21 protein-coding genes and 3 tRNA genes are annotated in these 24,954 nt (G+C 67.2%); 10 read left to right on the forward strand and 14 right to left on the reverse strand.

The window, feature by feature from the left end; all coding sequences use genetic code 11:
- The first annotated feature begins 22 nt into the window (after positions 1-22).
- Complete coding sequence (locus KU887_RS08120; protein ID WP_034178628.1) at positions 23-730, forward strand: DUF2968 domain-containing protein; 708 nt, start codon at positions 23-25, stop codon at positions 728-730.
- A gap of 81 nt (positions 731-811) precedes the next feature.
- Here KU887_RS08120 and hfq read toward each other — a convergent pair whose 3' ends face one another.
- The gene (gene hfq / locus KU887_RS08125; RefSeq protein WP_006495323.1) at positions 812-1,381 is read right to left on the reverse strand and encodes an RNA chaperone Hfq; all 570 of its coding nucleotides are present in this window, start codon (positions 1,379-1,381) and stop codon (positions 812-814) included.
- 295 nt (positions 1,382-1,676) lie between these two features.
- Here hfq and KU887_RS08130 point away from each other — a divergent pair, with 295 nt between their 5' ends.
- Complete coding sequence (locus KU887_RS08130; RefSeq protein WP_012492571.1) at positions 1,677-1,961, forward strand: hypothetical protein; 285 nt, start codon at positions 1,677-1,679, stop codon at positions 1,959-1,961.
- Between the two features lie 27 nt (positions 1,962-1,988).
- On the opposite strand, the gene KU887_RS08135 is transcribed toward KU887_RS08130, so the two are convergent.
- The 4 genes from KU887_RS08135 to KU887_RS08150 all read right to left on the reverse strand — a co-directional run bounded on the left by KU887_RS08135 (position 1,989) and on the right by KU887_RS08150 (position 7,105).
- Positions 1,989-2,906, reverse strand: a complete 918-nt coding sequence (locus KU887_RS08135) for a DUF1571 domain-containing protein (protein WP_258255481.1) — start codon at positions 2,904-2,906, stop codon at positions 1,989-1,991.
- Between the two features lie 29 nt (positions 2,907-2,935).
- Positions 2,936-4,690 (reverse strand): AMP-binding protein, encoded by a 1,755-nt coding sequence (locus KU887_RS08140; protein ID WP_077056279.1) that lies wholly within the window; start codon positions 4,688-4,690, stop codon positions 2,936-2,938.
- Between the two features lie 157 nt (positions 4,691-4,847).
- Positions 4,848-5,669: a TetR/AcrR family transcriptional regulator gene (locus KU887_RS08145; protein ID WP_084750266.1), complete on the reverse strand. Its 822-nt coding sequence runs from the start codon at positions 5,667-5,669 to the stop codon at positions 4,848-4,850.
- A 215-nt stretch (positions 5,670-5,884) separates the two neighbouring features.
- Positions 5,885-7,105 carry an MFS transporter gene (locus KU887_RS08150; RefSeq protein ID WP_006495319.1) on the reverse strand — a complete coding sequence of 407 codons (1,221 nt, stop codon included), beginning with the start codon at positions 7,103-7,105 and terminating at the stop codon, positions 5,885-5,887.
- Positions 7,106-7,386: 281 nt separating this feature from the next.
- Between KU887_RS08150 and KU887_RS08155 the strand changes: the two genes are divergently transcribed.
- The 3 genes from KU887_RS08155 (at position 7,387) to KU887_RS08165 (ending at position 10,441) form a co-directional block, all read left to right on the forward strand.
- A complete protein-coding gene (locus KU887_RS08155; RefSeq protein WP_006495318.1) occupies positions 7,387-7,929 on the forward strand; it encodes a GNAT family N-acetyltransferase in 543 nt (180 codons plus the stop codon).
- 130 nt (positions 7,930-8,059) lie between these two features.
- Entirely contained in the window at positions 8,060-8,686 is a 627-nt protein-coding gene (locus KU887_RS08160; protein WP_006485279.1) for a ParB-like protein, read from the forward strand.
- Positions 8,687-8,710: 24 nt separating this feature from the next.
- Positions 8,711-10,441, forward strand: coding sequence for a SulP family inorganic anion transporter (locus KU887_RS08165; protein ID WP_058901410.1), 1,731 nt, complete (start codon positions 8,711-8,713; stop codon positions 10,439-10,441).
- Between the two features lie 33 nt (positions 10,442-10,474).
- Here the strand turns inward: KU887_RS08165 and KU887_RS08170 are convergent, their stop codons facing one another.
- The 9 genes from KU887_RS08170 to KU887_RS08210 all read right to left on the reverse strand — a co-directional run bounded on the left by KU887_RS08170 (position 10,475) and on the right by KU887_RS08210 (position 18,540).
- Complete coding sequence (locus KU887_RS08170) at positions 10,475-11,410, reverse strand: carbohydrate kinase (RefSeq protein WP_034200642.1); 936 nt, start codon at positions 11,408-11,410, stop codon at positions 10,475-10,477.
- A 134-nt stretch (positions 11,411-11,544) separates the two neighbouring features.
- Positions 11,545-12,489 carry an ABC transporter substrate-binding protein gene (locus KU887_RS08175; RefSeq protein WP_006485275.1) on the reverse strand — a complete coding sequence of 315 codons (945 nt, stop codon included), beginning with the start codon at positions 12,487-12,489 and terminating at the stop codon, positions 11,545-11,547.
- Positions 12,490-12,589: 100 nt separating this feature from the next.
- Entirely contained in the window at positions 12,590-13,627 is a 1,038-nt protein-coding gene (locus KU887_RS08180) for a ribose ABC transporter permease (RefSeq protein WP_006485281.1), read from the reverse strand.
- Between the two features lie 42 nt (positions 13,628-13,669).
- Positions 13,670-15,223, reverse strand: coding sequence for a sugar ABC transporter ATP-binding protein (locus KU887_RS08185; protein WP_258255483.1), 1,554 nt, complete (start codon positions 15,221-15,223; stop codon positions 13,670-13,672).
- Positions 15,210-16,457: an ROK family protein gene (locus KU887_RS08190; protein ID WP_006491498.1), complete on the reverse strand. Its 1,248-nt coding sequence runs from the start codon at positions 16,455-16,457 to the stop codon at positions 15,210-15,212. The genes KU887_RS08185 and KU887_RS08190 overlap by 14 nt, the downstream gene beginning before the upstream one ends.
- 291 nt (positions 16,458-16,748) lie before the next feature.
- Positions 16,749-16,835: transfer RNA gene (locus KU887_RS08195), tRNA-Leu, on the reverse strand.
- A gap of 244 nt (positions 16,836-17,079) precedes the next feature.
- Positions 17,080-17,166: transfer RNA gene (locus tag KU887_RS08200), tRNA-Leu, on the reverse strand.
- A gap of 110 nt (positions 17,167-17,276) precedes the next feature.
- Positions 17,277-18,266 carry an aliphatic sulfonate ABC transporter substrate-binding protein gene (locus tag KU887_RS08205; RefSeq protein ID WP_034201835.1) on the reverse strand — a complete coding sequence of 330 codons (990 nt, stop codon included), beginning with the start codon at positions 18,264-18,266 and terminating at the stop codon, positions 17,277-17,279.
- 187 nt (positions 18,267-18,453) lie between these two features.
- Positions 18,454-18,540, reverse strand: a tRNA-Leu gene (locus KU887_RS08210).
- A gap of 249 nt (positions 18,541-18,789) precedes the next feature.
- Between KU887_RS08210 and rnr the strand changes: the two genes are divergently transcribed.
- The 5 genes from rnr to KU887_RS08235 all read left to right on the forward strand — a co-directional run bounded on the left by rnr (position 18,790) and on the right by KU887_RS08235 (position 24,925).
- Positions 18,790-21,264, forward strand: a complete 2,475-nt coding sequence (gene rnr, locus KU887_RS08215) for a ribonuclease R (protein ID WP_208090157.1) — start codon at positions 18,790-18,792, stop codon at positions 21,262-21,264.
- Between the two features lie 148 nt (positions 21,265-21,412).
- Positions 21,413-22,156 (forward strand): 23S rRNA (guanosine(2251)-2'-O)-methyltransferase RlmB, encoded by a 744-nt coding sequence (gene rlmB, locus KU887_RS08220; RefSeq protein WP_006484150.1) that lies wholly within the window; start codon positions 21,413-21,415, stop codon positions 22,154-22,156.
- Between the two features lie 109 nt (positions 22,157-22,265).
- Positions 22,266-23,138 (forward strand): N-acetylmuramoyl-L-alanine amidase, encoded by an 873-nt coding sequence (locus KU887_RS08225; protein ID WP_006484228.1) that lies wholly within the window; start codon positions 22,266-22,268, stop codon positions 23,136-23,138.
- Positions 23,139-23,230: 92 nt separating this feature from the next.
- Positions 23,231-23,926 carry a ribose-5-phosphate isomerase RpiA gene (gene rpiA, locus KU887_RS08230; RefSeq protein ID WP_048986587.1) on the forward strand — a complete coding sequence of 232 codons (696 nt, stop codon included), beginning with the start codon at positions 23,231-23,233 and terminating at the stop codon, positions 23,924-23,926.
- A gap of 282 nt (positions 23,927-24,208) precedes the next feature.
- A complete protein-coding gene (locus tag KU887_RS08235; RefSeq protein ID WP_006484155.1) occupies positions 24,209-24,925 on the forward strand; it encodes a FadR/GntR family transcriptional regulator in 717 nt (238 codons plus the stop codon).
- Positions 24,926-24,954: the final 29 nt, after the last annotated feature.

A 24,954-nucleotide genomic window follows, 5' to 3' on the forward strand; every position in this document is an offset into this window, starting at 1 on the left:
ACTCGGGCGGGAATAAAACTTCATGAGCCATATGACGGGGTTGGGGCGGGTGAGCGTAATGCTCGCCCTGGTGGGAGGCATGCAAGGCGCATTCGCGCAGGGGCTGGCAGGCGGCGATCCGTCGGCGGTGCAGCAGGCATCGGCGCCGGTGGCCGCGATTCCGGTGATCGATTCGCAGGCGCAGACGTCGGTGCAGCCGCAGGCCGGCGAGACGACGGGACCGAGCACGGTCGACGATTTGCAGCGCCAGATCCAGGCGCACTCGCTGACGGAAATGCGCACGAGCTACAACGGCAGCTACGGCGCCAGCCTGCTGTTCAACGTCAAGGACGGTGCGTATTTCGTCGCGTTGTTCCAGCAAAAGGCGTTCTGGCGCGTGATCAAGACTTACGACGAAACGCGCGCGGAAGCGATCTATCGCGATTTCTCGCATCAGGCGGAGCGGCTGGCCGTCAACGAACTGCGGGCGGCGAAGCTGGAATCGCAGAAGGCGCAAATGGACAAGCAGATCGAAGTCACGCAGGACCGCGCGCGGCGTCTGCAGGCGGACATCTCGATCGCCCGCCAGCAGCAGGCGGCGGTGGCGGATCGCCAGAAGAGCGTGCGGAGCGAAACGGCGGCGTTGCAGGCGCAACAGGCGCAGCTCCAGTCGCAATTGCGGGCGTTGCAGCAGCAGGTGCGTTCGCTGCAGCGCGAGGCCGACGCGGGCCTGCCGACGACGGCACGCTGAATTCGGTAACGGCGGTGCGGCGACATGCCGCGCCGGCCGTACAAGTGAAAAGGGCAAGCCGGTTGGCTTGCCCTTTTTGTTTTACTGGCCGTCCGGCACGATTCGCCGGCGGCGCGTCACGATGACCGGCCCGTTGCCGCCGCGGGAATCCGACGGCGCGGCGTTGCCGGATGCGTCGCCGGTGTCGCGCGGCGCGCCGTAGCTTTCGCGCGGTTCACGCGGTGCGCCGTAGCCTTCGCGCGGCTCACGCGAGCCGTAGCCCTCGCGCGGTTCGCGCGAACCGTAGCCTTCACGCGGCTCGCGGGAGCCGTAGCCGCCGTCGCCGCGCGATTCGCGCGGACCGCCGTGCGAGCCGTACGGGCTGTGGCCGCCGCCTTCACGGCCGCCGGGGCGACCGCCGGTGCGCGGGCCGCGGGGGCCGCCGCCGCCCGGGCGCGAACCGCCCGTGTCGAGCTGGATCGTGGAAATCGCACGCTTGTAGATGCCTTGCAGACCCACGGGGGTGCGCAGCATCACCAGATACTGGTCGAACGACTCGATACACCCCGTCAGACGAATGCCGTTGACGAGATAGATTTCAACACGCTTACGTTCCTTGCGCGCCGAATTGATGAAGTCGTTTTGCGGATGGGATTCTGCGGGATTGGCCATTGAGGTGCGGCAGGAGCCTGCGTCAGAGAATATGTTGTGCGTGTGTGTGGCGTGTTCGTCCACAAGCCGTTTGGCGGAATTCTACCCTGTTCGATAGGGGAGCGCGCAGTCGCGATTGTGTCGAACCGTAACCCACTATAGACGTTCCGGCGCATTTTCGCGATCCGGCCGAATGGCCAAAGCCGTTTCGTTACGTCGCGTTACGACTCTCGCAGCCCCGTATCACCTCGGCGCGGGCGGCGCGCTTACATTGGTTGCGTGAGCCGGGCGGGCCGGCTTATCAGGGATCCGGAGCATGAACAAGAGGCAAGTGGCAGGGGTAATCGGGGGCATGGCGTTGCTCGTTTCCGGCAGTGCAATGGCGGGGCATGTCGACCTGTCGGTCGGCATCGGCGTACCGGTCGCACCGGTCTATGTCGAACCGGCGCCGGTCTATGTGGCGCCGCAGCCCGCCGTCGTCGCCTATCCGGGCTACGGATACGGCTATTACGGCGATGACGACGACGATCGCTACCGCAAGTGGCGCAAGCACTACTACAAGCACTGGCATCGGCACCACGGCGACGACGATGACGATTGAGCCCGTGACCGGCCCCGTCAGCGCGTGTCAGAACGCGTAGTCGGGGTTTTTCGGGTCGAATGCGGTGTCGTCGAGGGTCGCGGGCGCGATTTTCTCGATGACGATCCGCTCGAAGATCTTGCCGTCGTTGTCATAGGACTCGACGGTCCGGAAATAGGGGGCGTGCAGGTCGAGCCCCAGCACTTCCTTTTTCGCATAGAACTGCGGCCGGCCGGTCGGCGTTTCGTAGGTGAGTGCGACGACGCGCACGCCGTCGATCGTTTTGGCCTGCACGTCGGTCGGCCGCTGCACGCCGGCTTCCAGGTATTTCTTCCCTTCGGTCAGGTACAGGTTCGTGATGAACTCGGTGCCGAGATCCTTCACCTGGTGATTCGACTGGGCACGCGCCAGCGCGCCGTCGATCGCCGTCCACAGCGGAATCTTGCCGAGCAGGCCGCCGAGATGGCCATACATCTCGTCCTTGCGCTGGGTCGTGTCGTAGATCGTCTCCTGGCCGGCATGCGCGCCGCCCGGCAGCCATTTCGCATACACTCGCAGCGGCTCGCGGGTCGTCTTCACGAGCATGCGGTCGGGCGTGTCGGACCATTTTCCGCTGATGCGCTCCTGGCGCACCATCGTGAACTGGTAGGCCGGATAGCCGTTCGGGCCGTTGCGGATATAGAGCGGCACGGCGAGCGGATCGAGTGCCTTGAAGAGCGCGGTGAGCGTCGCGTCGTCGAGTTGCGCGAGCGTGCCGCGCTGGGCCGCCGTGCGCAGCCAGCGCGCCTGTTGCTCGAGCGGCTCGTGCGTGACCTTCGCGAGATCCGCGGGCAGCGCGACGGCCGGTGCCGCGCTCGCGGCGCTCGCCGTTTCCTGTGCATGCAGGCCCGCCTGTGCGAGCGACAGCACGCACGCGAGCGCCGCCGCGGCGGCATGCCGCGCGCGGCGTTTCATTCCTTCGTTCATCGACAGCGTCTCCCGGAGCGATGGATCGTTCAGCCTTGCTTCGCGGCGTTGAGTTTGGCGAGTTCCTCGTCGCGCAGCGCGCGGCGCAGGATCTTGCCGACGTTCGTCTGCGGCAGCGCGTCGCGGAACTCGACGAATTTCGGCATCTTGTAGCCGGTCAGGTTCTTGCGGCAGTGCGCGAGCACGTCCTCGGCCGTCAGCGACGGGTCGCGGCGCACGACGAACACCTTGATCCGTTCGCCCTGCACCTCGTCGGGAATGCCGATCGCCGCGGCTTCGCTGATGCCCGGATGCATCACCAGCACTTCCTCGATCTCGTTCGGATACACGTTGAAGCCCGACACGAGGATCATGTCCTTCTTGCGATCGATGAGGCGGATGAAGCCGCGCTCGTCCATCACGCCGATGTCGCCGGTGCCGAGCCAGCCGTCGGCGTCGATCACCTTGGCGGTCTCGTCGGGGCGCTGCCAGTAGCCGCGCATCACCTGCGGGCCGCGCACGCACAGCTCGCCCGGCTCGCCGACGGCGGCCCAGGTGCCGTCCTCGCGGCGAAAGCGCACGAGGGTCGATGGCGCGGGCAGGCCGATCGAACCGCTGAACGCGGCCATGTCGTTCAGATCCACGGGGTTCATCGTGACGATCGGCGAGCACTCGGTGAGGCCGTAGCCTTCGACTACCGGCCGGCCCGTCACCTGCTGGAAGCGCTCGGCGACCGCGCGCTGCATCGCCATCCCGCCCGCCATCGCGAGCTTGAGCTTCGAGAAGTCGCGCTTGCGGAATTCCTCGTTGTCGAGGAATGCGTTGTACAGCGTGTTGATGCCGGTGATGCCCGTGAACGTCTCGTGGCGGATGATCTTCATCACCATCTTCATGTCGCGCGGGTTCGCGATCAGAATGTTGCGCCCGCCGAGCCCCATGAAGATGAACGCGTTCACCGTCAGCGAATAGATGTGATAGAGCGGCAGCGGCGTGAGCACGGTTTCGACGTCGCCCGACACCTGGTCGGCGATCCACGCCTTCGCCTGCAGCAGGTTCGCGATCAGGTTGCCGTGCGTGAGCATCGCGCCTTTCGCGACGCCGGTCGTGCCGCCGGTGTATTGCAGGAACGCGAGATCGTCGCGCGTGATCTGCACCGGTTGCGGCGTGCCGCGCGCGCCGAGCGCGAGGGCGGAGCGCAGCCGGATCGCCTGCGGCAGGTGGTAGTCCGGCACGAGCTTCTTCACGTGCTTCAGCACGAAATTGATCAGGCGTCCTTTCGCGTTGAGACCGTCGGCGAGCAGGTCGCCGAGCGCGGTGACGACGATGTGCTTCACCTGCGTTTCCGGCAGCGCGTCCTGCAGCGTGCGCGCGAAGTTCTCGAACACGACGATCGTCTGCGCGCCGCTGTCCTTCAACTGGTGCGCGAGTTCGCGCGCGGTGTAGAGCGGATTCACGTTGACGACGATCGCGCCGGCCTTCAGCGTGCCGAACAGCGCGACCGGATACTGGAACGTGTTCGGCAGCATGATCGCGACGCGGTCGCCGGGCTTCACGCCGAGGCTTTGCAGATACGACGCGAATGCGTCGACCTTCTGCGCGAGCGTGCGATAGGTCATCGACGCGCCGGCGCTGACATACGCGACGCGGTCGGCGAAGCGGGTCGTGCATTCGTCGAAGAACTGCACGAGCGACGCGTATTGCGTGACGTCGATCTCGTGCGGGACGCCGGGCGGGTACGACGCGTACCAGATGGCGTCGGTGTTCGGCGGAAGCTGGGCCGAGGTGGTTGCTGCGGATGATGACATGACGTGTCTCCGGTCTTGGCGCTCGGCGCGGGTCGGCGCGTCAGCGCCAGCCCATGCCCCGTGCTTCGCGGCCGGCCGGCGCGGGCGTCTCGACGCCGCGCCTGACCGTGCGTATCAATCAAATCGTGAACAGGAAGCCGCGCGTGGCCTCGCGCGTTCAGTTCGTGGAATGCAGCGTTGCCGCCTCGGCGGCCGTCGCGCCCGACTGCGGCAGCCCGAACGCTTCGCTGGCGCCGGCATCGTCGAGCACCGCCGCGAAGATCGACAGTTGCGCGCTGTCTGGCATCGGCGCTTTCAGCGCGGCGACGATCAGCGACGACAGCCGCGCGATCATCTGCACGTCGTTCATCGTGCGGCCTTGCGAGAATTCGTCGATCAGGCTTTCGGTTTCGGCACCCGCGAGCGCGCCGGACAGCGCGCCGATCGCGAAGTGCAGCCGCCAGCCGAGTTCGGTGCGCGGCAGGTGCGGCAGCGCGCGCTGGAACGCATCGAAGAAGCGGCCCGCGACGCTCGCGTAGTGCGCGGTCAGGAAGTTGCGGACGAACGGCGAAGGGTCGGTATACGCGCGGCCGATCAGCCGGAGGAACCCGGGCCCGCCGCGTTCGGGATCGCGCGAGGCCTTCAGCGCCGGAATGAACATCGCGCCGAGCACGTGCTCGCAGGTGATGTGGGTGCCGAGCTGCGCGTCGAAGCGGTCGAGGATGCCGAGGCGCTCCTGGTTCAGCTGATCGAGCCGGCGCGACAGCATCGCGTGGATCAGCGCTTCCTTGCTGCCGAAGTGGTAGTTGACCGCGGCGAGGTTGACCGCCGCGCGCGAGGTGATCTGGCGCATCGACATCGCCTCGAAGCCGTGTTCGATGAACAGATCCTCGGCCGCATCGAGAATGCGCGCCTTCGTCCCGCCGGTCTGCCGCGTGCCGGATGACCGCGCCCCGGACGGCCGTCCCGCCGATGGCCGCCCCTCCTGACTTACTGCCATGTTCCGCCTCCCATGCCGGTTTCCCGGCCGCGAACAGGTGATTTGATTATCTGATTCAAACAGTCGTTTTCATTAAGATAAAAAAACGCGGGCGGCGCGGGCAAGCGCGGCGTCTGGACCAATTCCTCTAGTTCGATGTGCAGGTGCGGAAAGCGCGGCACCCGCTCACGGCGGGGCGGGGCGCGCGCGATGATGCGGTGCCGCAACGCGCGGGTTCACCCGACGGTGCTACGCGTATTGACCGATTGCGTCATGTCGATGCCGCGCCGTTCGCGGCTGAACAGGATCAGCACGGCGATCGCGACGGCCACGATGCCGGCCACGAGCGCGAGCGCGAAGCCGTAGTTGTTGCCGTTCGACACGGCGAGTGATGCCTGCATCGTCGCGTTGCCCGACGCGAGCAGGTTACCGAGCTGGTAGACGACGCCGGGGAAGGTGGCCCGGATCTCGTCGGGCGAGATCTCGTTCAGGTGAACCGGTATCACGCCCCACGCGCCCTGTACCGAGATCTGCATCAGGAACGCGCCGGCGGCGAGCGCGACCGGGCCGCTCGAGAACGCCCACAGCGGCAGCACCGGCAGCGCGATCAGCGCGGCGATGAAGATCGCGCGGCGCCGGCCGAGCCGCTCGGAGATCGTGCCGAACGACAGGCCGCCGACGATCGCGCCGATGTTCAGCACGATCGTGATCCAGGACACGGTATGCGGATCGAAGTGATGCTGTTCGCGCAGGAAGGTCGGATAGAGATCCTGCGTACCGTGCGAGAAGAAGTTGAACGCGGTCATCAGCACGATCGCGTAGATCGTGAGTTTCCAGTTCTGTTTCAACGTGGCGCCGAGGCTCGGGCGCGGGCGCTTCTCCATCTGTTTCCATGCCGGCGATTCGGGCACGTGCGCGCGCACGTACAGCACGAGCAGCGCGGGCAGCACGCCGACCATGAACATCCCGCGCCAGCCGATGTATTGGTAGAACAGGCCGAACACGACCGACGCGAGCAGATAACCGCTCGGATAGCCGGCCTGCAGCAGCCCGGACACGAAGCCGCGCGCATGCGTCGGCACGGTTTCCATCGTCAGCGCGGAGCCGACGCCCCATTCGCCGCCCATCGCGATGCCGAACAGCGCGCGCAGCACGAGCAGCGCGGTCAGGCTCGGCGCGAAACCCGACGCGAGTTCGAGCAGCGAATAGCACGCGATGTTGACCATCAGCGTCGGGCGGCGGCCGAAGCGGTCGGCGAGCCGGCCGAAGATCAGCGCGCCGAGCGGGCGCATCGCGAGCGTCAGCGTGAGCGCGAACGCGACGGCGGGAATCGTCGACGCGAACTCCGCGGCGATGTCCTTCAGCACGAAAACCATCAGGAAAAAATCGAACGCATCGAGCGTCCAGCCCAGGTAGGCGGCGATCGTGACGTTGCGTTGCTCGCGGGTCCAGCTCATGTCCGGGGTCTCCTCGTTGGCTTGCGCGCTCACGATGTGCATGCGGATGCCGGCCCGGCTCGCGCGCGGCGCGGGGGCACTGATCGAGTGTAGGCTTCCGCGTCGCGCGATGTGGGGCGCGATAGCGCCGAATCGGGAATAATCCCTACGAAATGCACTGTTTCGGAAACGGAAACGGAGCCGCGCGAGGCACGCGTCGGGACTCTGTATCATTCCGGAAGGCTGTTTGTATCAATTCTGTAATGCGCTCGATGCGCATCGCCCCCGTATCAGGAGTCCAGATGAACGACCGTTCCGCCGACCCGCTGCCCGTGCTCGAAACCGCGCGGCTGTGGCTGCGTCCGCGCGTGCTGGCCGATCTCGATGCGTGCATCGAGATGGATCGCGATCCCGAGGTCACGCGCCACATCGCGGGCCCGTGGCACGACCCCGTCGAGCATCGTCGCTTCGTCACGCACCGGATCACGTGCGACTATCCGCCGGGCCTCGGCTACTGGTCGATCTTCGAGAAGGCCGCGCCCGAGGTGTTCATCGGCTGGATCCTGCTGATTCCCGATTACAAGGACGGATCGCGCGACGTCGAGATCGGCTGGCGGCTGGTGCGTGCGACGTGGGGGCGCGGCATCGCGAGTGAAGCCGCGGCGGCCGTCGTGCGGCACGCGTTCGACACCGTGCGCCTGCCGCGCGTGATCGCCGATATCGCGGAGGCCAACAGCGGCTCGCTGAATGTGGCGCGCAAGCTCGGCATGCGGCGCGTGAGCGTCGTGCACGACGGCATTCCTTACATTCGTCACCGCCTCGAACGCAACGATTTGCGGGCGTAGCGTAGCGTGGCGTCGTGCGTGCGGCAAGTGTCAGAGAGGGTCAACCGGACGCGCATCGCGGTGATGACGGATTAACGGCGCGCGCGATCCGGAGTATCGTTGCCGGAATTTCGCAACATGGGGTACGACCATGGCACTCGGCACCGACGTTCATCTCATTCCCGTCAGGCTCGACGCGCTGCGTCCGACCCAGATGACGGTGGGCTACCGCGAAGTCAAGGCGAAGCGCAAGCACTGGAAGGCGCTGAACAAGCGCGCCCGCAAGGCCGCGATCGAATCGCACTGGTTCCCGGCCGTCCTCGGCCCGGACGGGCTGCACTACATCACCGATCACCATCATCTGGGCCTCGCGCTGATCGAGGAGGGCGAGTCGCGCGTGAACGCGATGCTGCTGAAGGATCTGTCGTGGCTCGACGACACGATCTTCTGGCGGATGATGGAACACAACCAGTGGGTGCATCCGTTCGGCCCGGACGGCTCGCGGCGCGACTATGCGCATTTGCCGAAGGCGCTGACGGGGCTCGAGGACGATCCGTACCGCAGCCTTGCCGGCGAACTGCGCACGGCGGGCGGGTACGCGAAGGACGCGACGCCGTTCAGCGAATTCCTGTGGGCCGACTATCTGCGCCAGCACGTGTCGCTCGACCAAATCCGCAAGAATTTCGCGAAGGCGCTCGATGTCGCGCTGCATCGTGCGCACGACCAGGATGCGCGCTATCTGCCCGGCTGGTCGGGCGTGATCGCCGTCAAACCCTGACCGGCCCACGGCGCCGACCGCCTCATGACGACCGCCCCGATCCGCCCCGACGCCGGCCCGCAACATCCGGACCATTTCGCGGCGCTCGACACGCCGCCGGCACCGCGTACGCAACGGATCGGCCTCGATGCGCTGGCCGGCCTGTCGATTGCCGGCCTGCTGATTCCCGAGGCGGTTGCGTATGCGGGGCTCGCGAACCTGCCGCCGCAGGCCGGCCTGATCGCGCTGCTGTCGGGGCTCGTCGTCTATGCGCTGACGGGCAGCAGCCGCTTCGCGATCGTGTCGTCGACGTCGTCGTCGGCCGCGGTGCTCGCCGCGACCGTGCTCGCCGAATCGGGGATGGCGCTCGCCGCGCAGCTCGCGCTGGCGGCGGCGCTCGTCGCGATGACCGGCGTGCTGTTCATCCTGGCCGGCGTCGCGCGGCTTGGCGGCATGTCGGATTTCGTCGCGCGGCCCGTGCTGCGCGGTTTCACGTTCGGTCTCGCGCTGACGATCGTCATCAAGCAGCTACCGAAGATTCTCGCGATTGCCGTGCAGCACAGCGATGCGCCCCACGTCGCGCTCGATTTGATCACCGGCGCGCCGCACGCGAATCTCGCGAGCGTCGTGCTCGGCGCGACCGCGCTCGCGCTGCTGTTCGTGCTCGGCCGCGGCGCGCGCGTGCCCGCGACGCTCGTCGTGATCGTGCTGTCGATCGCGGCGGGTTACGCGATCGACTGGCAGCGGTACGGAATCGCGATCGTCGGCCATATCGATTTCCGGCACCTCGAATTCGGGTTGCCGCATCTCGGCCGCAACGCATGGATGCAGACGGTCGAGCTCGCGTTCGCGCTGATGCTGATCCTGTATGCGGAGTCGTACGGATCGATCCGCAACTTCGCGCTGAAGCACGGCGATACCGTGTCGCCGAACCGCGACCTCGTTGCGCTCGGCTGCGCGAATCTCGTGTCGGGCCTGCTGCACGGGATGCCGGTCGGCGCCGGCTATTCGGCGACGTCGGCGAACGAGGCGGCCGGCGCGCAGTCGCGCTTCGCGGGAATGTGGGCGGCCGGCGTGGTCGCGCTGATCGTCTGGCTGCTGCTGCCGCAGCTCGCGCGCACGCCCGAGCCCGTGCTCGCGGCCATCGTGATCTTCGCGGTCAGCCACTCGCTGCATCCGTCCGTGTTCCGGCCGTACTGGGCCTGGCATCGCGACCGGCTCGTCGTGATCGCGGCACTGCTCGCGGTGCTCGTGCTCGGCGTGCTGCACGGGCTGCTCGCGGCCATTGGCGTGAGCCTGCTGCTGACGCTGCGCAAGCTGTCCGAGCCGAACGTCAGCGTGCTCGGCCGGCTGCGCGACAGCCACGATTTCGTCGACGTCGCGAGCCATGCCGATGCGAAACCGGTGCCGGGCGTGCTGATCGTGCGGCCCGAGGCGCAGCTGTTCTTCGCGAATGCGGACCGGATGCTCAATCGCGTGCGGGCGCTGATGAAGGCTGCACCGGACACGCATACCGTGATGTTGAGCTTCGAGGAAACGCCGGATGTCGACGGCACGACGATCGAATCGTTGCGCACGTTCGCGGCCGAATGCGCGGCGCGCGGGCTGCGGCTCGCGCTCGTCCGGCTCAAGACGCACGCGCTGCATGCACTGCGCCGCGCGGCGGACGGCACGCTGCACGACGATGCGATGTCGGAACTGAGCGTCGACGAGAGCCTGCAACTGCTGCAGGCCGGCCGTCCGCCGGACGGCAGCGACGGCACGGCCGCCGCGTGAGGGCTGCATGACGGCGCGGCGCGTCGGCGCCGTCTAGTGCGACAGCGCGGCGCCGGCGCTGCGACCGATCATGTCGGCCACTTCCGCGGCCGTCGGCGCATACGCGCCCGCATGCGCACAGGCGACGGCCGCGCACGCGGCCGCGTAACGCAGATGCTCGGCGGCTGACGCATCGGGTCGAGCAAGCTGGCTCGCGAGCCAGCCGCCGATGCTCGCATCGCCGCAGCCGACCGTGTCGGCGACCGCGGTCGGGAACGCGGGCTGGAACAGCTCGGTATCGCGATGCAGCAGTTGCATGCCGGTTGCGCCGCGCGTGACGAGCATCGTCGCGGCGGGCGCCCACGCGCGCAGTTGCGCGAGCGCGGCCGCTTCGTCGAGTTCGGGAAACAGCCCGCGCAGATCCTCGTCGGAGACCTTGATCCAGTCGGCCAGCGCGGTCAGGCGGCGCAGCGTGTCGCGATACGACGGCGCGGCCATCGGTGCGCGGAAGTTCGGGTCGAACGAGATCCGCTTGCCGGCCGCCCGCGCGGCTTGCGCGAGTTCGATCAGGCGCGCTGCGAGCGGCTCGCGCACGACGCCGAGCGAGCCGACGTGCACGATCTCGGCCGCGTCGAACGCGCCGGCCGGCAAGTCGGCCGGATCGAACGCGAGATCGGCGCTGTTTTCGCCGATGAAGAAATAGTGGGGCGGCTGCTTCGATACGACCATCGCGAGGAGCGGCGCGCGGTCGACCTGCCGGATGAAGCGCATGTCGAGCCCCGCATCGGCGCTCTTGCGCATCAGCTCGTCGCCGAAAGTGTCGCGGCTGACCGTGCCGGCGAAGGCCGTCGGCACGCCGAGTCGCGCCCCGACGCGCGCGACGTTCCAGCACGAGCCGCCGGCGACGCTGTGCCAGTGCTGTGCGTCGTCGCGGATGAAATCGGTCAGCGCTTCGCCGAAAACGATCAGGCGGGGAAACGTCGTCGTCATGTGGAAACCTTGTGCCGCGGCGTCGCGCGCGGCCGTACAGCGGTTGATCTGAACAGGCGGCAGTACCGGCCGTCGCGCGCGGCGACGCGGCCCGGCGCCGCCCGGCTCGCAGACGGGCGGCGCGCTCGGCGCGATCAGCGCGGGGAGCTCCAGCCCTTGTAGGTCTTCACGTTGTCGCGCGTGACGAGCGTCGGCTCGATCAGGATCATCGGATTGGCCGGCTTCTGGCCGTTCATGATCCCGTAGCCGACGTTGACCGCCTGCTGCGCCATCGCCCACGGATCCTGGCTCGACGACGCCTGCACGAGCGTGTTCGACTTGAGCGCGACCTCGATGTCGGGCGCGCCGTCGACCGACGTGATCACGATGTTCGGGCGGTTCAGCTGTTTCGCCGCGAGATCGCTGCCGATCGCCTGCGGGTCGTTGATCGTGAACACGCCGTCGAGCTTCGGAAAGCGCGTCAGGTAGCCCTGCATCGCGTTCATCCCGCCTTCGCGCGAGCCCTTGCCGTCCTGGTCGCTCGACAGCAGCTTGATGCCGGCGTTTTTCGCAAGCACGGCCTTGCAGCCGTTCACGCGATCGATCACGGCCGACACCTGCGGGCCGTTCTCGATGATCACGTTGCCCTTGCCGTTCAGCTTCTTCGCGAGGTAGTCGCACGCGAGCTCGCCGGCCTTCACGTTGTTGGTCTGCACGGTCGCGTTCGCGCCGGCCGCCGCGACGTCCACCGCGACGACCGTGATGCCGGCCGCCTGCGCCTTCTTCACCGCCGGCTCGATCGCCTTCGGGTCGGTCGCGTTGAGCAGGATCATGTCGACGTGCGCGGAGATGAAGTTGTCGATCTGCGTGAACTGCTTGTTCAGGTCGTAGTCGGCCGAGACGGCCGTGACCTTCGCATTCGGGTTGAGCTGCTTCGCGCGCGCTTCGGCGCCTTTCACGATCGTGACGAAGTACGGGTTGCCGAGCGACCCGACCGTGACGCCGATCGATTTCAGCGGCTTGTCGGCTGCGTGGGCGGCGGCGGCGCCGAACGCGAGTGCGCAGGCGACGGCGGTCAGGGCGGCGGTGTGCTTGAACATGTCGTTGTGTCTCCGTGAGGTCTGTTGGCGAACGCGCGCAGGAGGACCTGCCTGCGCGCCGATGGTTGAATGGTCAGGAATGCGCGGTGAGGGAACGGTGTCAGGTACGGGCCGAGTCGCGCTGGCGATAGCGGTCGAGGGCGACCGCGCCGATGATCACGAGCCCCTTGATGATGTACTGCCAGATGTCGGACACGCCGAGCAGCACGAGGCCGTTGGTCAGCACCGCGATGATCAGCGCGCCGATCAGCGTGCCGACGATCGACCCGACGCCGCCGACGAAGCTCGTGCCGCCGAGGATCACCGCGGCGATCGCGTCGAGTTCGTACGACTGGCCGAGCTGCAGGCCGTTGGCCGCATACAGGCGCGCGGCCGACATCACCGCGCCGAGGCCGGCGAGCAGGCCCGACGCCGCATACACGAACATCTGGATCGCCCGTACGTTGATGCCCGACAGACGTGCGGCTTCCGGGTTGCCGCCGACCGAATAGATCCGCATCCCGAGCACCGTGCGGCGCAGGATGAACCACGAGATCGCGATCACCGCGCACGCGATCACGACGAGCCACGGCACGCCGAGGATCGAGCCGTTGCCGATGAACGCGAACGGCAGTTGCGGGTTGAACACGGTCGTGTCGTTGCCGATCAGGCGCGCGACGCCGCGCACGGCGGTCATCGCGCCGAGCGTGACGATGAACGGCGGCAGGCGCAGGAACGAGATCAGTCCGCCGTTGATCGCGCCGAACACGAGGCCGACCGCGAGCGCGAACGGCACGCCGAGCCAGCCCCAGCCGGGAAGGGTCGACGCGATGAGCGCCGCGACGGCCGCGGCGGCGAGCACCGAGCCGACCGACAGGTCGATGCCGCCCGTCAGGATCACGAACGTCATGCCGGCGGCGAGCACGATGTTGATCGACGCCTGCTGCGTGACGATCGACAGGTTCTGCAACGTGAAGAAGCCATCGGTCAGGAAGCCGAAGCCGACGCACAGGACCAGCAGCACCGGCAGCATGCCGGCCGTGCGGATCAGCGATTGCATGCGGGCGCGATGATCGGCGCCGCGCATCAGGGGCGTGCGGTTGGCGACCGGATGGGCGGTCGCGGAAGCGAGGTTCCGCTGCTTGGTCGGGTTGATCATTTCGGTAACCTGAAAGTGAGAGTGAAATGAAAAGGGCGGGGCTCAGTGCGCGTCGGCCAGTTCGGCCTGCGAGCCGGTGGCGAGCGCGATGATCGCTTCCTGCGTGATCGGCGTATGCGTGTGTCCGCCGAGTTCACCCGCGATCTCGCCCTCGCGCATCACGAGCACGCGATCGGCGACGCCGATGATTTCCGGCAGTTCGCTCGAGATCACGATCACGCCCACGCCGGCACGGGCCAATTCGTTGATGATCCGGTAGATCTCGGATTTCGCGCCGATGTCGACGCCGCGTGTCGGTTCATCGAGGATCAGCACGCGCGGCTTCGTCTCGAGCAGGCGCGACAGCAGCACTTTTTGCTGGTTGCCGCCCGACAGCGCGCCGACGTTCACGTTGGCGTGCGGCACGCGGATCGACAGCGACGCGATCGCGTCGCGCGCCCGTTCGGCGCCGCGCGCGAGGTCGAGCGCGCCGAGCCGCGCATCGCGGTTGCACACCGAGATGTTGATGTTGTCGCGCACGCTCATGTCGAGAAACAGGCCCTGGCGCTTCCGATCCTCGGTCAGGTAGACGAGGCCCGCGTCGATCGCGTCGCGCGGCGAGTGCGCGCCGAACGTGCGTTCGCCCAGCTTCACGTCGCCGCGCACGCGCGGCTCGGCCCCGAAGATCAGCCGCGCGAGTTCGGTGCGGCCCGCGCCGACGAGGCCGGCGATGCCGAGCACTTCGCCGGCATGCAGATCGAAGCTGCAGCCGCGTACGCGCGCGCCGTCGGCGACGTCGCGGACCGACAGCAGCAGGTGGCCGGGGTCGTACGGCGCGTGTTCCTTCTTGTAGAAACCGGAGATGTCGCGCCCGACCATCATCGCGACGAGCCGCTCGGCCGACAGCGCCGCGCGTTCGAGCGTGCCGACGTACGTGCCGTCGCGCAGCACCGATACGCGGTCGGACAGCTCGTAGATCTCCGCCATCCGGTGGCTGATGTAGATGATCGCGAGACCTTCCTCGCGCAACTGGCGGATCAGGCGGAACAGGTGCTCGGTTTCGCGCGACGACAGCGGCGTGGTCGGCTCGTCCATCACGAGGATGCGGGCGCGGGTGTGCACGGCGCGCGCGATTTCGACGAGCTGCTGTTCGGCGATCGACAGCGTGTCGACGAGCGTGTCCGGCCCGAACGGCGCGCCCAGGCGCGCGAGCACGTCCTGGCAGCCGCGCGCCATCGCCGCGCGGTCGATCGTGCCCCAGCGCCGGTTGCCGCGGCGCAGTTCGCGGCCGACGTAGATGTTTTCCGCGACGGTCAGGTTCGGCGACAGGCACAGCTCCTGGTAGATCACCGCGACGCCGGCATCGCGCGCGGCGAGCGGGCCGTCGATGTCGATGCGTTGACCGTCGATCAGGATATCGCCGCCGGCGTCGGCGCGGTACGCGCCCGACAGAATCTTCATCAGCGTCGATTTGCCCGCGCCGTTCTCGCCCATCAGCGAATGGATCTCGCCCGGATAGACGGTCAGGCTGACGTTGTCGAGCGCGCGGACGGCCGGGAACGTCTTGCTGATCCCGCGCATCTCGAGCAACGGACGGGGCGACTCAGATCGCGACATGGTTGACCTCCTGCGAGTCGGTGCGGGCGCCCTTGAGGATGCCGGCCCGCGGGGAGAAGTTGAAAAACATCGGCAGCGTGGCGGCGCCGATCGCGCCGGCGTCGGCGCCGAACGTGCCGCGCACGAGCACGGGCGTGCCGCGCGCTTCGGGTGCGGTCGCCACGAGCGCCGCGCGCAGGCGGCTCGTGACCGCGTCGAGCAGGCCCGCGTCGGTGTCGGCGTCGAGCACGACCACCGGCGCGTCGATCACGCACAGCACCGCGCGCAACGCCGGTGCGAGCGCGTCGACGCAGTCGTCGATCCATTCGTCGACGGCCGGCAGGCCGCGCGCGATGCAGGCTTCGAGATCGGCGCGGTTCTCGACCGTCTCGCCGTGATGGCGCAGGTGGCGCACGAGCGCATGCAGCGAGGCGCGCGCGAGCAGGATGTCCCACGGGCCGCGCGGCGGCGGCGCGGAGGCCAGCCGGCTCGGCGGCACCGGAATCACCGCGATGTCGCCCGCATTGCCGGTCACGCCGCGCAGGCAGTCGCCGTCGATCGCGATGCCGCCGCCGATCGCCGGCCCGATGAACAGGTAGACGAAGTCGTCGCACTGCCGGCCGTATCCGTAGAACAGTTCGGCGATCGCGGCCGCGTTGCCGTCGTTTTCGCCGAACACGGGCAGCGACAGCGTGCGGCCGAGGTCGGCCGCGAAGTCGACGTCTTCCCACGCGCGGAACGTGTCGGGTGCGAGGCCGAGCTCGCGCATCCACGCGCCGAGGTTGTATGGCTGCGCGACGCCGATGCCGGTCAGGCGTGCGCGTTCATGGTCGGGGAGCAGGGCCTGCATTGCGTCGATGTCGTGACGGACGATCTCGAGCACGTCGGCGGGCGGCGGCAGCAGCGTGTCGTGAGAGCGGCGGCCGAGCACGTCACCCGCGAAATTGACGAGCGCCGTCTCGATGCGCATCCGGTCGAGATGGACGCCGATGCCGAATGCACCGCGCGGATCGAGGCGGATCAGCGAAGCGGGTTGGCCGCGCTGGCCTTCGGTGCGACCCGCGAATTCGATCAGCTTCGCGTCGGCGAGCGCCCCGATGATGCTGCCGACCGCCGTGCCCGTCATGTTCGCGAGACGCGCGAGGTCGGCCTTCGACGCGCTGCCGGCGCGGCGCAGCGTCTTCAGCAGCAGGCGCTCGTTGTAACGGCGCACGTTGGCCGAATTGCTTCCCTGGCCGAAGTGCGGGCTTCTCATGGCGTCTCCTTCCATGTCGCACCGCTCGGCGGCGCATTAAATAAATCACGTTGATTTATTTAACCGCGTGAGGGACGGCCTGTCAGCCTAGGGAAATCCCGGTTTTTCTACGACGGAGGGTTCGCGTGGGGCGGAGTGACGTGAAGGGGCCGAATGCAGTCGTGTGCCGATCGACGGTACGTGAGGCGGGGAGAGGGAAGATACGCGATACGGAGATTCCGTAAGCGCGCCCGGTGCTGGGCGCCGGAAATGAAAAAAGGTCGGCAAAGCCGACCTTTTTTATAAATCGAGTGGTGCCCAGGAGAGGACTCGAACCTCCACGATGTTGCCACCGCTAGGACCTGAACCTAGTGCGTCTACCAATTCCGCCACCTGGGCACGTTTCGCTTGCTGCAGTGCGAAGACCGCTATTCTAGCGTGCCGGAAGAATCTGTCAATAGAATTTGAGGGGCGGACGAAAATATTAATCTGGCGGCGTGATTGTCCTGCAGGAGGGCGTGCGAGCCGCGACGACCGCCGAGTGTGATGTTGGGAGGGGATACGTCGACGCGAGCGCACATATTTATTTGAGCGCCGGAAATGAAAAAAGGCCGGCAAAAGCCGACCTTTTTTATAAATCGAGTGGTGCCCAGGAGAGGACTCGAACCTCCACGATGTTGCCACCGCTAGGACCTGAACCTAGTGCGTCTACCAATTCCGCCACCTGGGCACGTTTCGCTTACTGCAGTGCGAAGACCGCTATTGTAGCGTGCTGACGAAGTCTGTCAACACAATTTCATCCGGCACGCTAAAAATACTGCGCGCCTTGGCAGCCGACCGTCACCCGCCGATCGGCTCCGCGCGCTTCGTCGCAAAATTCCAGCGCTGCGCCTGGCCCGTATCGACGCGAGCGGGTAGCAGTCCGGCCGCCAGGAACGTGTCCGCGATCTTCTGTTGTTCGCCGAAGTTTTGCGGGGCCACCGCGCGGACGAGGTAGCTGCGTCGCGCATTCGCACGTGCGATCGTCGTGGCATCGAGTCCCCAGATCGGTGCGAGCGTGGTCGCGGCCTCCTGCGGATGGTCGCGCAGCCACGTACCGGCCAGCGACAACTGGTCGAACAGGATCTGGACGACGTCGGGGCGCGCCGCGGCAAAGCTGCTCGATGCGAGGTAATAGCGCTGGTACGACGCGAGTCCGTTGCCGTCGGCCAGAATCCGCACGTCGGGATTCCGGTCGACTGACGCGACATAGGGATCCCACGTGATCCATGCGTCCACGCTGCCGCGCTCGAATGCGGCGCGGCCGTCAGCGGGCGTCAGGTAATGGATCGCCACGTCGGCAGGCGCGAGCTTCGCGCGGGCGAGCGCGGCAAGCAGCAAGTAGTGGCTGCCGGCTGCCTTCGTGACCGCGATGCGTCGGCCCTTGAGATCGGCAAGCGTGCGCAGCGGGCTGTCCTGCTTGACGACGATCGCCTGCGCCTTCGGCGAGGGCGCCTCCTGTGCGATGTACACGAAGCGCGCATGCGCGGCCTGCGCGAAGACCGGGACCGTATCGGCCACGTCGGCGCTGAAGTCGACGGCGCCGACGTTGAGCGCTTCGGTCAGCGGCAATCCGCTCGCGAATTCGTGCCATGACACGCGCAGGCCGAGCGGCGTCAGCGCCTGCTCGAGCGTGCCGCGCGTCTTGAGTAGCGTGATCAGCGTCGACGACTTCTGGTAACCGATGCGCAGGGTGGCCGGCGCGTTCTCGGCGTGCGCGCGGACGCCGGCGGCAGTGAGGCCCGCGGCCAGCATCGCGCGCGCGAATGCGCGGCGGTTCATCGACGTCATGAAGGGGGCTCCTCGTTGGATGCGTTGAAAGCGAGGCGGCTAACGTAACAACGGGGACGACGATTGATAACCGATAAATTCTGCTATCGATCGGAGCGGCCGACATAAGGGCAGGGGACGGACGCTCGCGACGCAAGCGCCGAAATGAAAAAAGGCCGGCAAAAGCCGACCTTTTTTAGAAATCAAGTGGTGCCCAGGAGAGGACTCGAACCTCCACGATGTTGCCACCGCTAGGACCTGAACCTAGTGCGTCTACCAATTCCGCCACCTGGGCACGTTTTGCAGTAGCTGCTTGCTGCAAAGAAGCGAAATTATAGCGCCCCAATTATTCCTGTCAACACTTTTTTGCGATGCATCGCAAACCGGCCGCCGACGCCCGCGCCGGCGGCATTCCGGTCATTTGGCGACACAGGCGGGTGATAGAATGACCCGCCGCCGTCAATATAGAACTGTCTGACGGACACCTCTATGTTGATGCCGTGCACCATCAGTCAACGCAACGAGAACAATCATCGACAAACCCTTGAGCAAATATCCGTACCCCATTCCGAGCCGTGAAGAGATTCTCGGCGTGCTGCGTACGAGCGACGCGCCGCTGGCCGCCAACGACATCGCCGAAGCACTGTCGATCAAGCGTCAGGAGCGCGAGGGGTTCTTCCGGCGTGTCGCCGCGATGGAGCGCGACGGCCAGATCCGCCTCGACAAGCGTGGCCACTACCAGTTGACCCATCCGTCGAATTTCGTCGCCGGGCGCGTGCAGGGGCATCGCGACGGCTACGGGTTCGTGATCCGCGACGACGGCCAGGACGACCTGTTCTTGCCGAACGGCGAAATGCAGAAAGTGATGCACAACGACCGCGTGCTCGCGCGGATCGTCGGCTACGATCGCCGCGGCCGGCCGGAAGGGCATGTCGTCGAAGTCACGGACCGCGCGAACAAGCGCGTGATCGGCCGTCTGCTGAACGAGAACGGCGCGCTGATCGTCGCGCCGGAAGACAAGCGCATCGGCCACGACATCCTGATCACGCAGAACGTGAAGAAGGCGAAGGTCGGGCAGGTCGTCGTCGTCGAGCTGACCGATTTCCCGAGCCGCCATTCGCAGCCGCTCGGCCGTGTCGTCGAAGTGCTCGGCGATATCGACGATCCGGGCATGGAAATCGAAATCGCGGTGCGCAAGTACGGCGTGCCGCACGAATTCAGCCAGCCGGCGCTCGACGAAGCCGCCGCGCTGCCCGACAAGGTGCGGCCGGCCGACCTGCGTTTCCGCGTCGACCTGCGCGACGTGCCGCTCGTGACGATCGACGGCGAGGACGCGCGCGACTTCGACGACGCCGTCTACTGCGAGCCGGTCAAGGTCGGCCGCGGCGACGGCTTCCGGCTGATCGTCGCGATCGCCGACGTGTCGCACTACGTCCAGCCGGGTACCGGGCTCGACGCCGACGCGCTCGAGCGCAGCACATCGGTCTACTTCCCGCGCCGCGTGATCCCGATGCTGCCGGAGAAGCTGTCGAACGGTCTCTGCTCGCTGAATCCGCAGGTCGATCGCTGCGTGCTCGCATGCGACATGGTGATCACCGCGCGCGGCGAGATCAAGGCATACCAGTTCTACCCGGCCGTGATCCATTCGGCGGCGCGTCTCACGTACACCGAAGTCGCGGCCGTGCTGTCGAACACGAAGGGGCCGGAGGCCGCGCGCCGCGCGGATCTGCTGCCGCACCTGCAGGACCTGTACGGCGTCTACAAGTCGCTGTTCGCCGCCCGTCAGAAGCGCGGCGCGATCGACTTCGACACGACCGAGACCTACATCGTCTGCAACTCGCAGGGCAAGATCGAGCAGATCGTGCCGCGCCAGCGTAACGACGCGCACAAGCTGATCGAGGAATGCATGCTGGCCGCGAACGTCTGCGCGGCCGATTTCCTGAAGCGCAACAAGCATCCGGGCCTGTACCGCGTGCACGCGGGGCCGACGCCGGAGAAGCTCGAGAACCTGCGGGCGTTCCTGCGCGGCATGGGCCTGTCGCTCGGCGGCGGTGACAAGCCGCACGCGAGCGACTACGCGGCGCTGATGGCGCAGATTCGCGACCGCCCGGACGCGCAGATGCTGCAGCCGATGCTGCTGCGCTCGATGCAGCAGGCCGTCTACAGCCCGGACAACATCGGCCACTTCGGCCTGGCGTACGAGGCATACGCGCACTTCACGAGCCCGATCCGTCGCTATCCGGACCTGCTCACGCACCGCGCGATCTACGCGATCCTGTCGGGCAAGAAGTACACGCCGAAGGCGCCGGAAGGCTTCGAGTTGAACACCGCGTTGTCGCCGCGCGCCCGCGCGATGCAGCAGGCCGACGACGAAGCGCGCGGCCGCTCGCGCTCGAACACCGCGATCTGGGAAGAGCTCGGCCTGCACTGCTCGGCGAACGAGCGCCGTGCGGACGAAGCGTCGCGCGACGTCGAGGCGTGGCTCAAGTGCTACTTCATGCGCGACAAGCTCGGCGAGGAGTACGGCGGGATGGTGAACGGCGTGACGTCGTTCGGCATCTTCGTGCAGCTCGACACGCTGTTCATCGAAGGCCTCGTGCACGTGACGGAACTCGGCTCGGACTATTTCCAGTACGACGAGATCAAGAACGAGCTGCGCGGCGAACGCACGGGCATCCGCTATCGTCTGTCGGATCGCGTGCGCGTGCAGGTGAGCCGCGTCGATCTCGATGCGCGCAAGATCGATTTCCGCCTCGTGCGCGATACGCCGGTGAAGGCGCCGCGTCCGTCGCCCGCGCCGGCTGCCGGCGTCGATCGCAACGGCAACGGCAATGGCCCGCGCGTGCGCGCGCTGCCGCCGGTCGAGGAAACCGTGCCGCGTCGCAAGAAGGCCGCGAGCGCGCCGAGCGTCGCGGTGCAGGAAACGCGCGCCGCGCGTGGCGCCGCGAAGAAGAAGGGCGGTGGTGGCGCGCCGGCGAAGCCGACCGCGAAGAAGACCCGCGCCCGCAAGAAGTATTGAGCGTTCGGGGCGGCGTACGCGCACGCCCTGCAGTATCGAGAGACGCCGCGTCACCGGTCATCGGCCGGCCACGCGGCGCTTTCCTTTTCCATGGATCGCGGCTGCGCACGTCGCGCGACCGCACGTTTGATCGAAGGTTGTTCCAGTCATGTCACGTCTGAAGGTTCTTTACGGTTTTCATGCGGTGACCGCACGTTTGCGGCACGATGCATCGACGGTTGCGGAGGTGCTGTACGACCAGACGCGCCGCGACCGCCGCATGCAGGAGTTCCTGCACGCCGCGAAGGAAGCGGGCGTGCGGCTGATCGCAGCCGACGAAACGCGCCTGTGGGGCCTCGCGCACACCGAGCGTCACCAGGGCGTCGTCGCGCGCGTCGAGGACATGCCGCTTGCGCAGAACCTGTCCGAGCTGCTCGACGGCATCAACGGGCCCGCGCTGCTGCTCGTGCTCGACGGCGTCACCGATCCGCACAACCTCGGCGCATGCCTGCGGGTGGCCGATTCGGCCGGCGCGCACGCGGTGATCGCGCCGCGCGACCGGGCGGTCGGGCTGAACGCGACCGCCGCCAAGGTGGCGAGCGGTGCGGCCGATACGGTGCCGTACATCACGGTGACGAACCTCGCCCGCGCACTGCGCGAGCTGAAGGAAGCCGGCGTGTGGATCATCGGCACGTCGGACGAGGCGCCGGCGACGCTCTACGAAACGAAGCTCGACGGCCCGGTCGCGCTCGTGATGGGCGCGGAAGGCGAAGGGATGCGCCGGCTCACGCGCGACACCTGCGACGAAGTGATGAGCATCCCGATGGCCGGCAGCGTCGAAAGCCTGAACGTGTCGGTCGCGAGCGGCGTGTGCCTGTACGAAGCCGTGCGCCAGCGGCGCGTGAAGGGCTGATCTCGGGGCCGACCCGACCCGTCCCGCGCGCGATGCGCGGGCGTCGAATGACCCGAACGACGCGTGCCGCGACGCAAGGCGGCACGCGGTTCTCCGGAACCCGCGACCGATGACCCTGTTCCGCGTTGGCGTCTCCTGCACCGTGCTCGGCCTGCTGGCGGCCTGCACGTCGCCGTCGCTCGTCGAACGCGGCACCTACTACGCCGATACGAGCCTGCATGCGCGCGGCGCGGATTCGCGGATCCGCTTTCTCGTGATGCATTACACCGAAAGCGACGAGACGAAATCGCTGCGCACGCTGACCGGCGATTCGGTCAGCGTGCATTACGTCGTCCCGCCGCAGCCGCGCACCGAGCGCGGCATGCCCGTCGTCTACCAGCTCGTTCCGGAGGCGCAGCGCGCGTGGCACGCGGGCATCAGCGAGTGGCAGGGCACGACCGAGCTGAACGCGGTGTCGATCGGCATCGAGAACGTGAACCGCGGCCCGCTCGATCCGCAGCATCGCACCTGGCAGCCGTATTCGCCCGAACAGGTCGACGCGCTGACCCGCCTGGCGAAGGACATCGTCGCGCGCTACGGGATTGCGCCGACGCGCGTGGTCGGGCACAGCGACATCGCGCCGCAACGCAAGATCGATCCCGGCCCGCTGTTCCCATGGCATGCGCTCGCGCAAGCCGGCGTGGGCGCATGGCCGGACGACGCGACCGTCGCCGCGCGGCTCGGCGGCCGCGACCCGCATGCGCCGGTCGACGTGCGCGACCTGCAGCTCAAGCTCGCGCGCTACGGCTACGACGTGCCGACCGACGGCGTGCTCGACGCGCGCACGCGGCGCGTGTTCGCGGCGTTCCAGATGCATTTCCGGCCGTCCGATTACGCGGGCAATCCGGATGCCGAAAGCGACGCGATCGCGCAGGCGCTGCTCGACAAGTACTTCCCCGGCACGCAAGCGGCGGACCACGCGCCGGCGGCCGATACGCGCTGAATACGCGACGCCCCGCACGCCGAAAAACGCGGGGGCGTCCGCCGACTCCGGTAAACTGGCGGTTTTCCGCAATCCCGCAGCATTACCACGCCATGACTCAAGACGAACTCAAACGCCTCGTCGGCCAGGCCGCCGCCGATTACGTGATCCAGAACGTGCCGGAAGGCGCCGTGATCGGCGTCGGCACCGGCTCGACCGCCAACTGCTTCATCGACGCGCTCGCCGCCGTCAAGTCGCGCTATCGCGGCGCCGTGTCGAGCTCGGTCGCCACGACCGAACGCCTGAAATCGCACGGCATCAAGGTGTTCGACCTGAACGAGATCGACGCGCTGCAGGTGTACGTCGACGGCGCCGACGAGATCGACGCCGGCGGCGCGATGATTAAGGGCGGCGGCGGCGCGCTCACGCGCGAGAAGATCGTCGCGTCGGTGGCCGATACGTTCGTCTGCATCGCGGACGGCAGCAAGCGCGTGCCGGTGCTCGGCGCGTTCCCGCTGCCGATCGAGGTCGTGCCGATGGCGCGTACGGCGATCGGCCGGCGCGTGACCGCGCTCGGCGGCGTGCCCGTGCTGCGCGTGACGAAGGACGGCGCACCGTACATTACCGACAACGGCAACGAGATCATCGACGTGAAGGGCCTGCAGATTGCCGATCCGCGCGGTTTCGAAGCGCAGGTGAACGCATGGCCGGGCGTCGTGACGGTCGGCCTGTTTGCCGAGCGCGGCGCGAATCTGTGCTTGCTCGGCACGGAAAACGGCGTTGAAACGATCGTTTATCCGGCTGCTTGAATCTGAATGAGAAGCAGTCCGTAATGGCGCGGTAGCGCCGTCATGGATTGAATGTTTAAATCTTGTGTAAACCGGGGTCCGGCAGGCGCGGCGCGCTTCCCGGGCCTTTTTTTTAGCCGTATAAATCTACCCCGTTCAAAAGAGGGATAACCCTGTCAGGTGTTTACCAGATAGCGAAATATCCTCGAACTCATCAACTTATAGATCATAAGAACAGAGTAGTAACCAGGGCCGGCGGAACTGCGGAGCAGGTGTTCGCAAATCGACGCACGGGGAGGTGTCATGGAGCAGGGCAAAGACCGGTCACTGGTCGCCAAAGTGATGGATGGGCTTGTCTCGGGTATCGTCGAAGACAAGTATGGCGGCATCTTGCCGCCGCAGGACGTGCTGTCGAAAGAGTTCGATGTGAGCCGCACGGTGATGCGGGAAGCGTTGTCGATGTTGCTTGCGCGCGACATGCTCGACGTGCGTCCGAAAGTCGGTACGCGCGTGCGGCCGATGCGCGACTGGCGGATGATCGACGAAGACGTCGTGAGCTGGCGCTTTCGGGCAAAGCCCGATCCGCAGTTCATGCGCGACGTCATCGAATTCCGGATGCTGATCGAACCACGTGCGACCGCGCAGGCGGCGGTGCGTGCGACGGCGGCCGATATCGCCGGCATTCGCGAAGCGTTCGACGCGTTCAAGGTGCTGCAGCCCGGCGACCCCGGCTACGACACGGCGGACGAGTTGCTGCACACGCGGATCGTCCAGGCGAGCGGCAACCAGTTCTTCCAGCAGATGGCGGCGATCGTGCGCGGGGCCGTGCGTCTCGTGAATCCGCGCGTCGTGCAGAAGGAAGGCGCGCACGACATCGCGGTGAAGGCGCATGCGCGCGTCGTCGATGCGATCGAGCGGCGCGACCCGCGCGAAGCCGAAGCGGCCTCGCTCGCGCTGATCGACTTCAGCGCGGACGAGATTTCGCGCGATTTCTCGGTCGACGTGCCGGTGCGTGCCTGACGCGGCGCGTGTCGTTGCTCATCCTGGTG

Source organism: Burkholderia sp. EMB26 (genome assembly GCF_024730645.1).
Classification (GTDB): Bacteria; Pseudomonadota; Gammaproteobacteria; order Burkholderiales; family Burkholderiaceae; genus Burkholderia; species Burkholderia cenocepacia.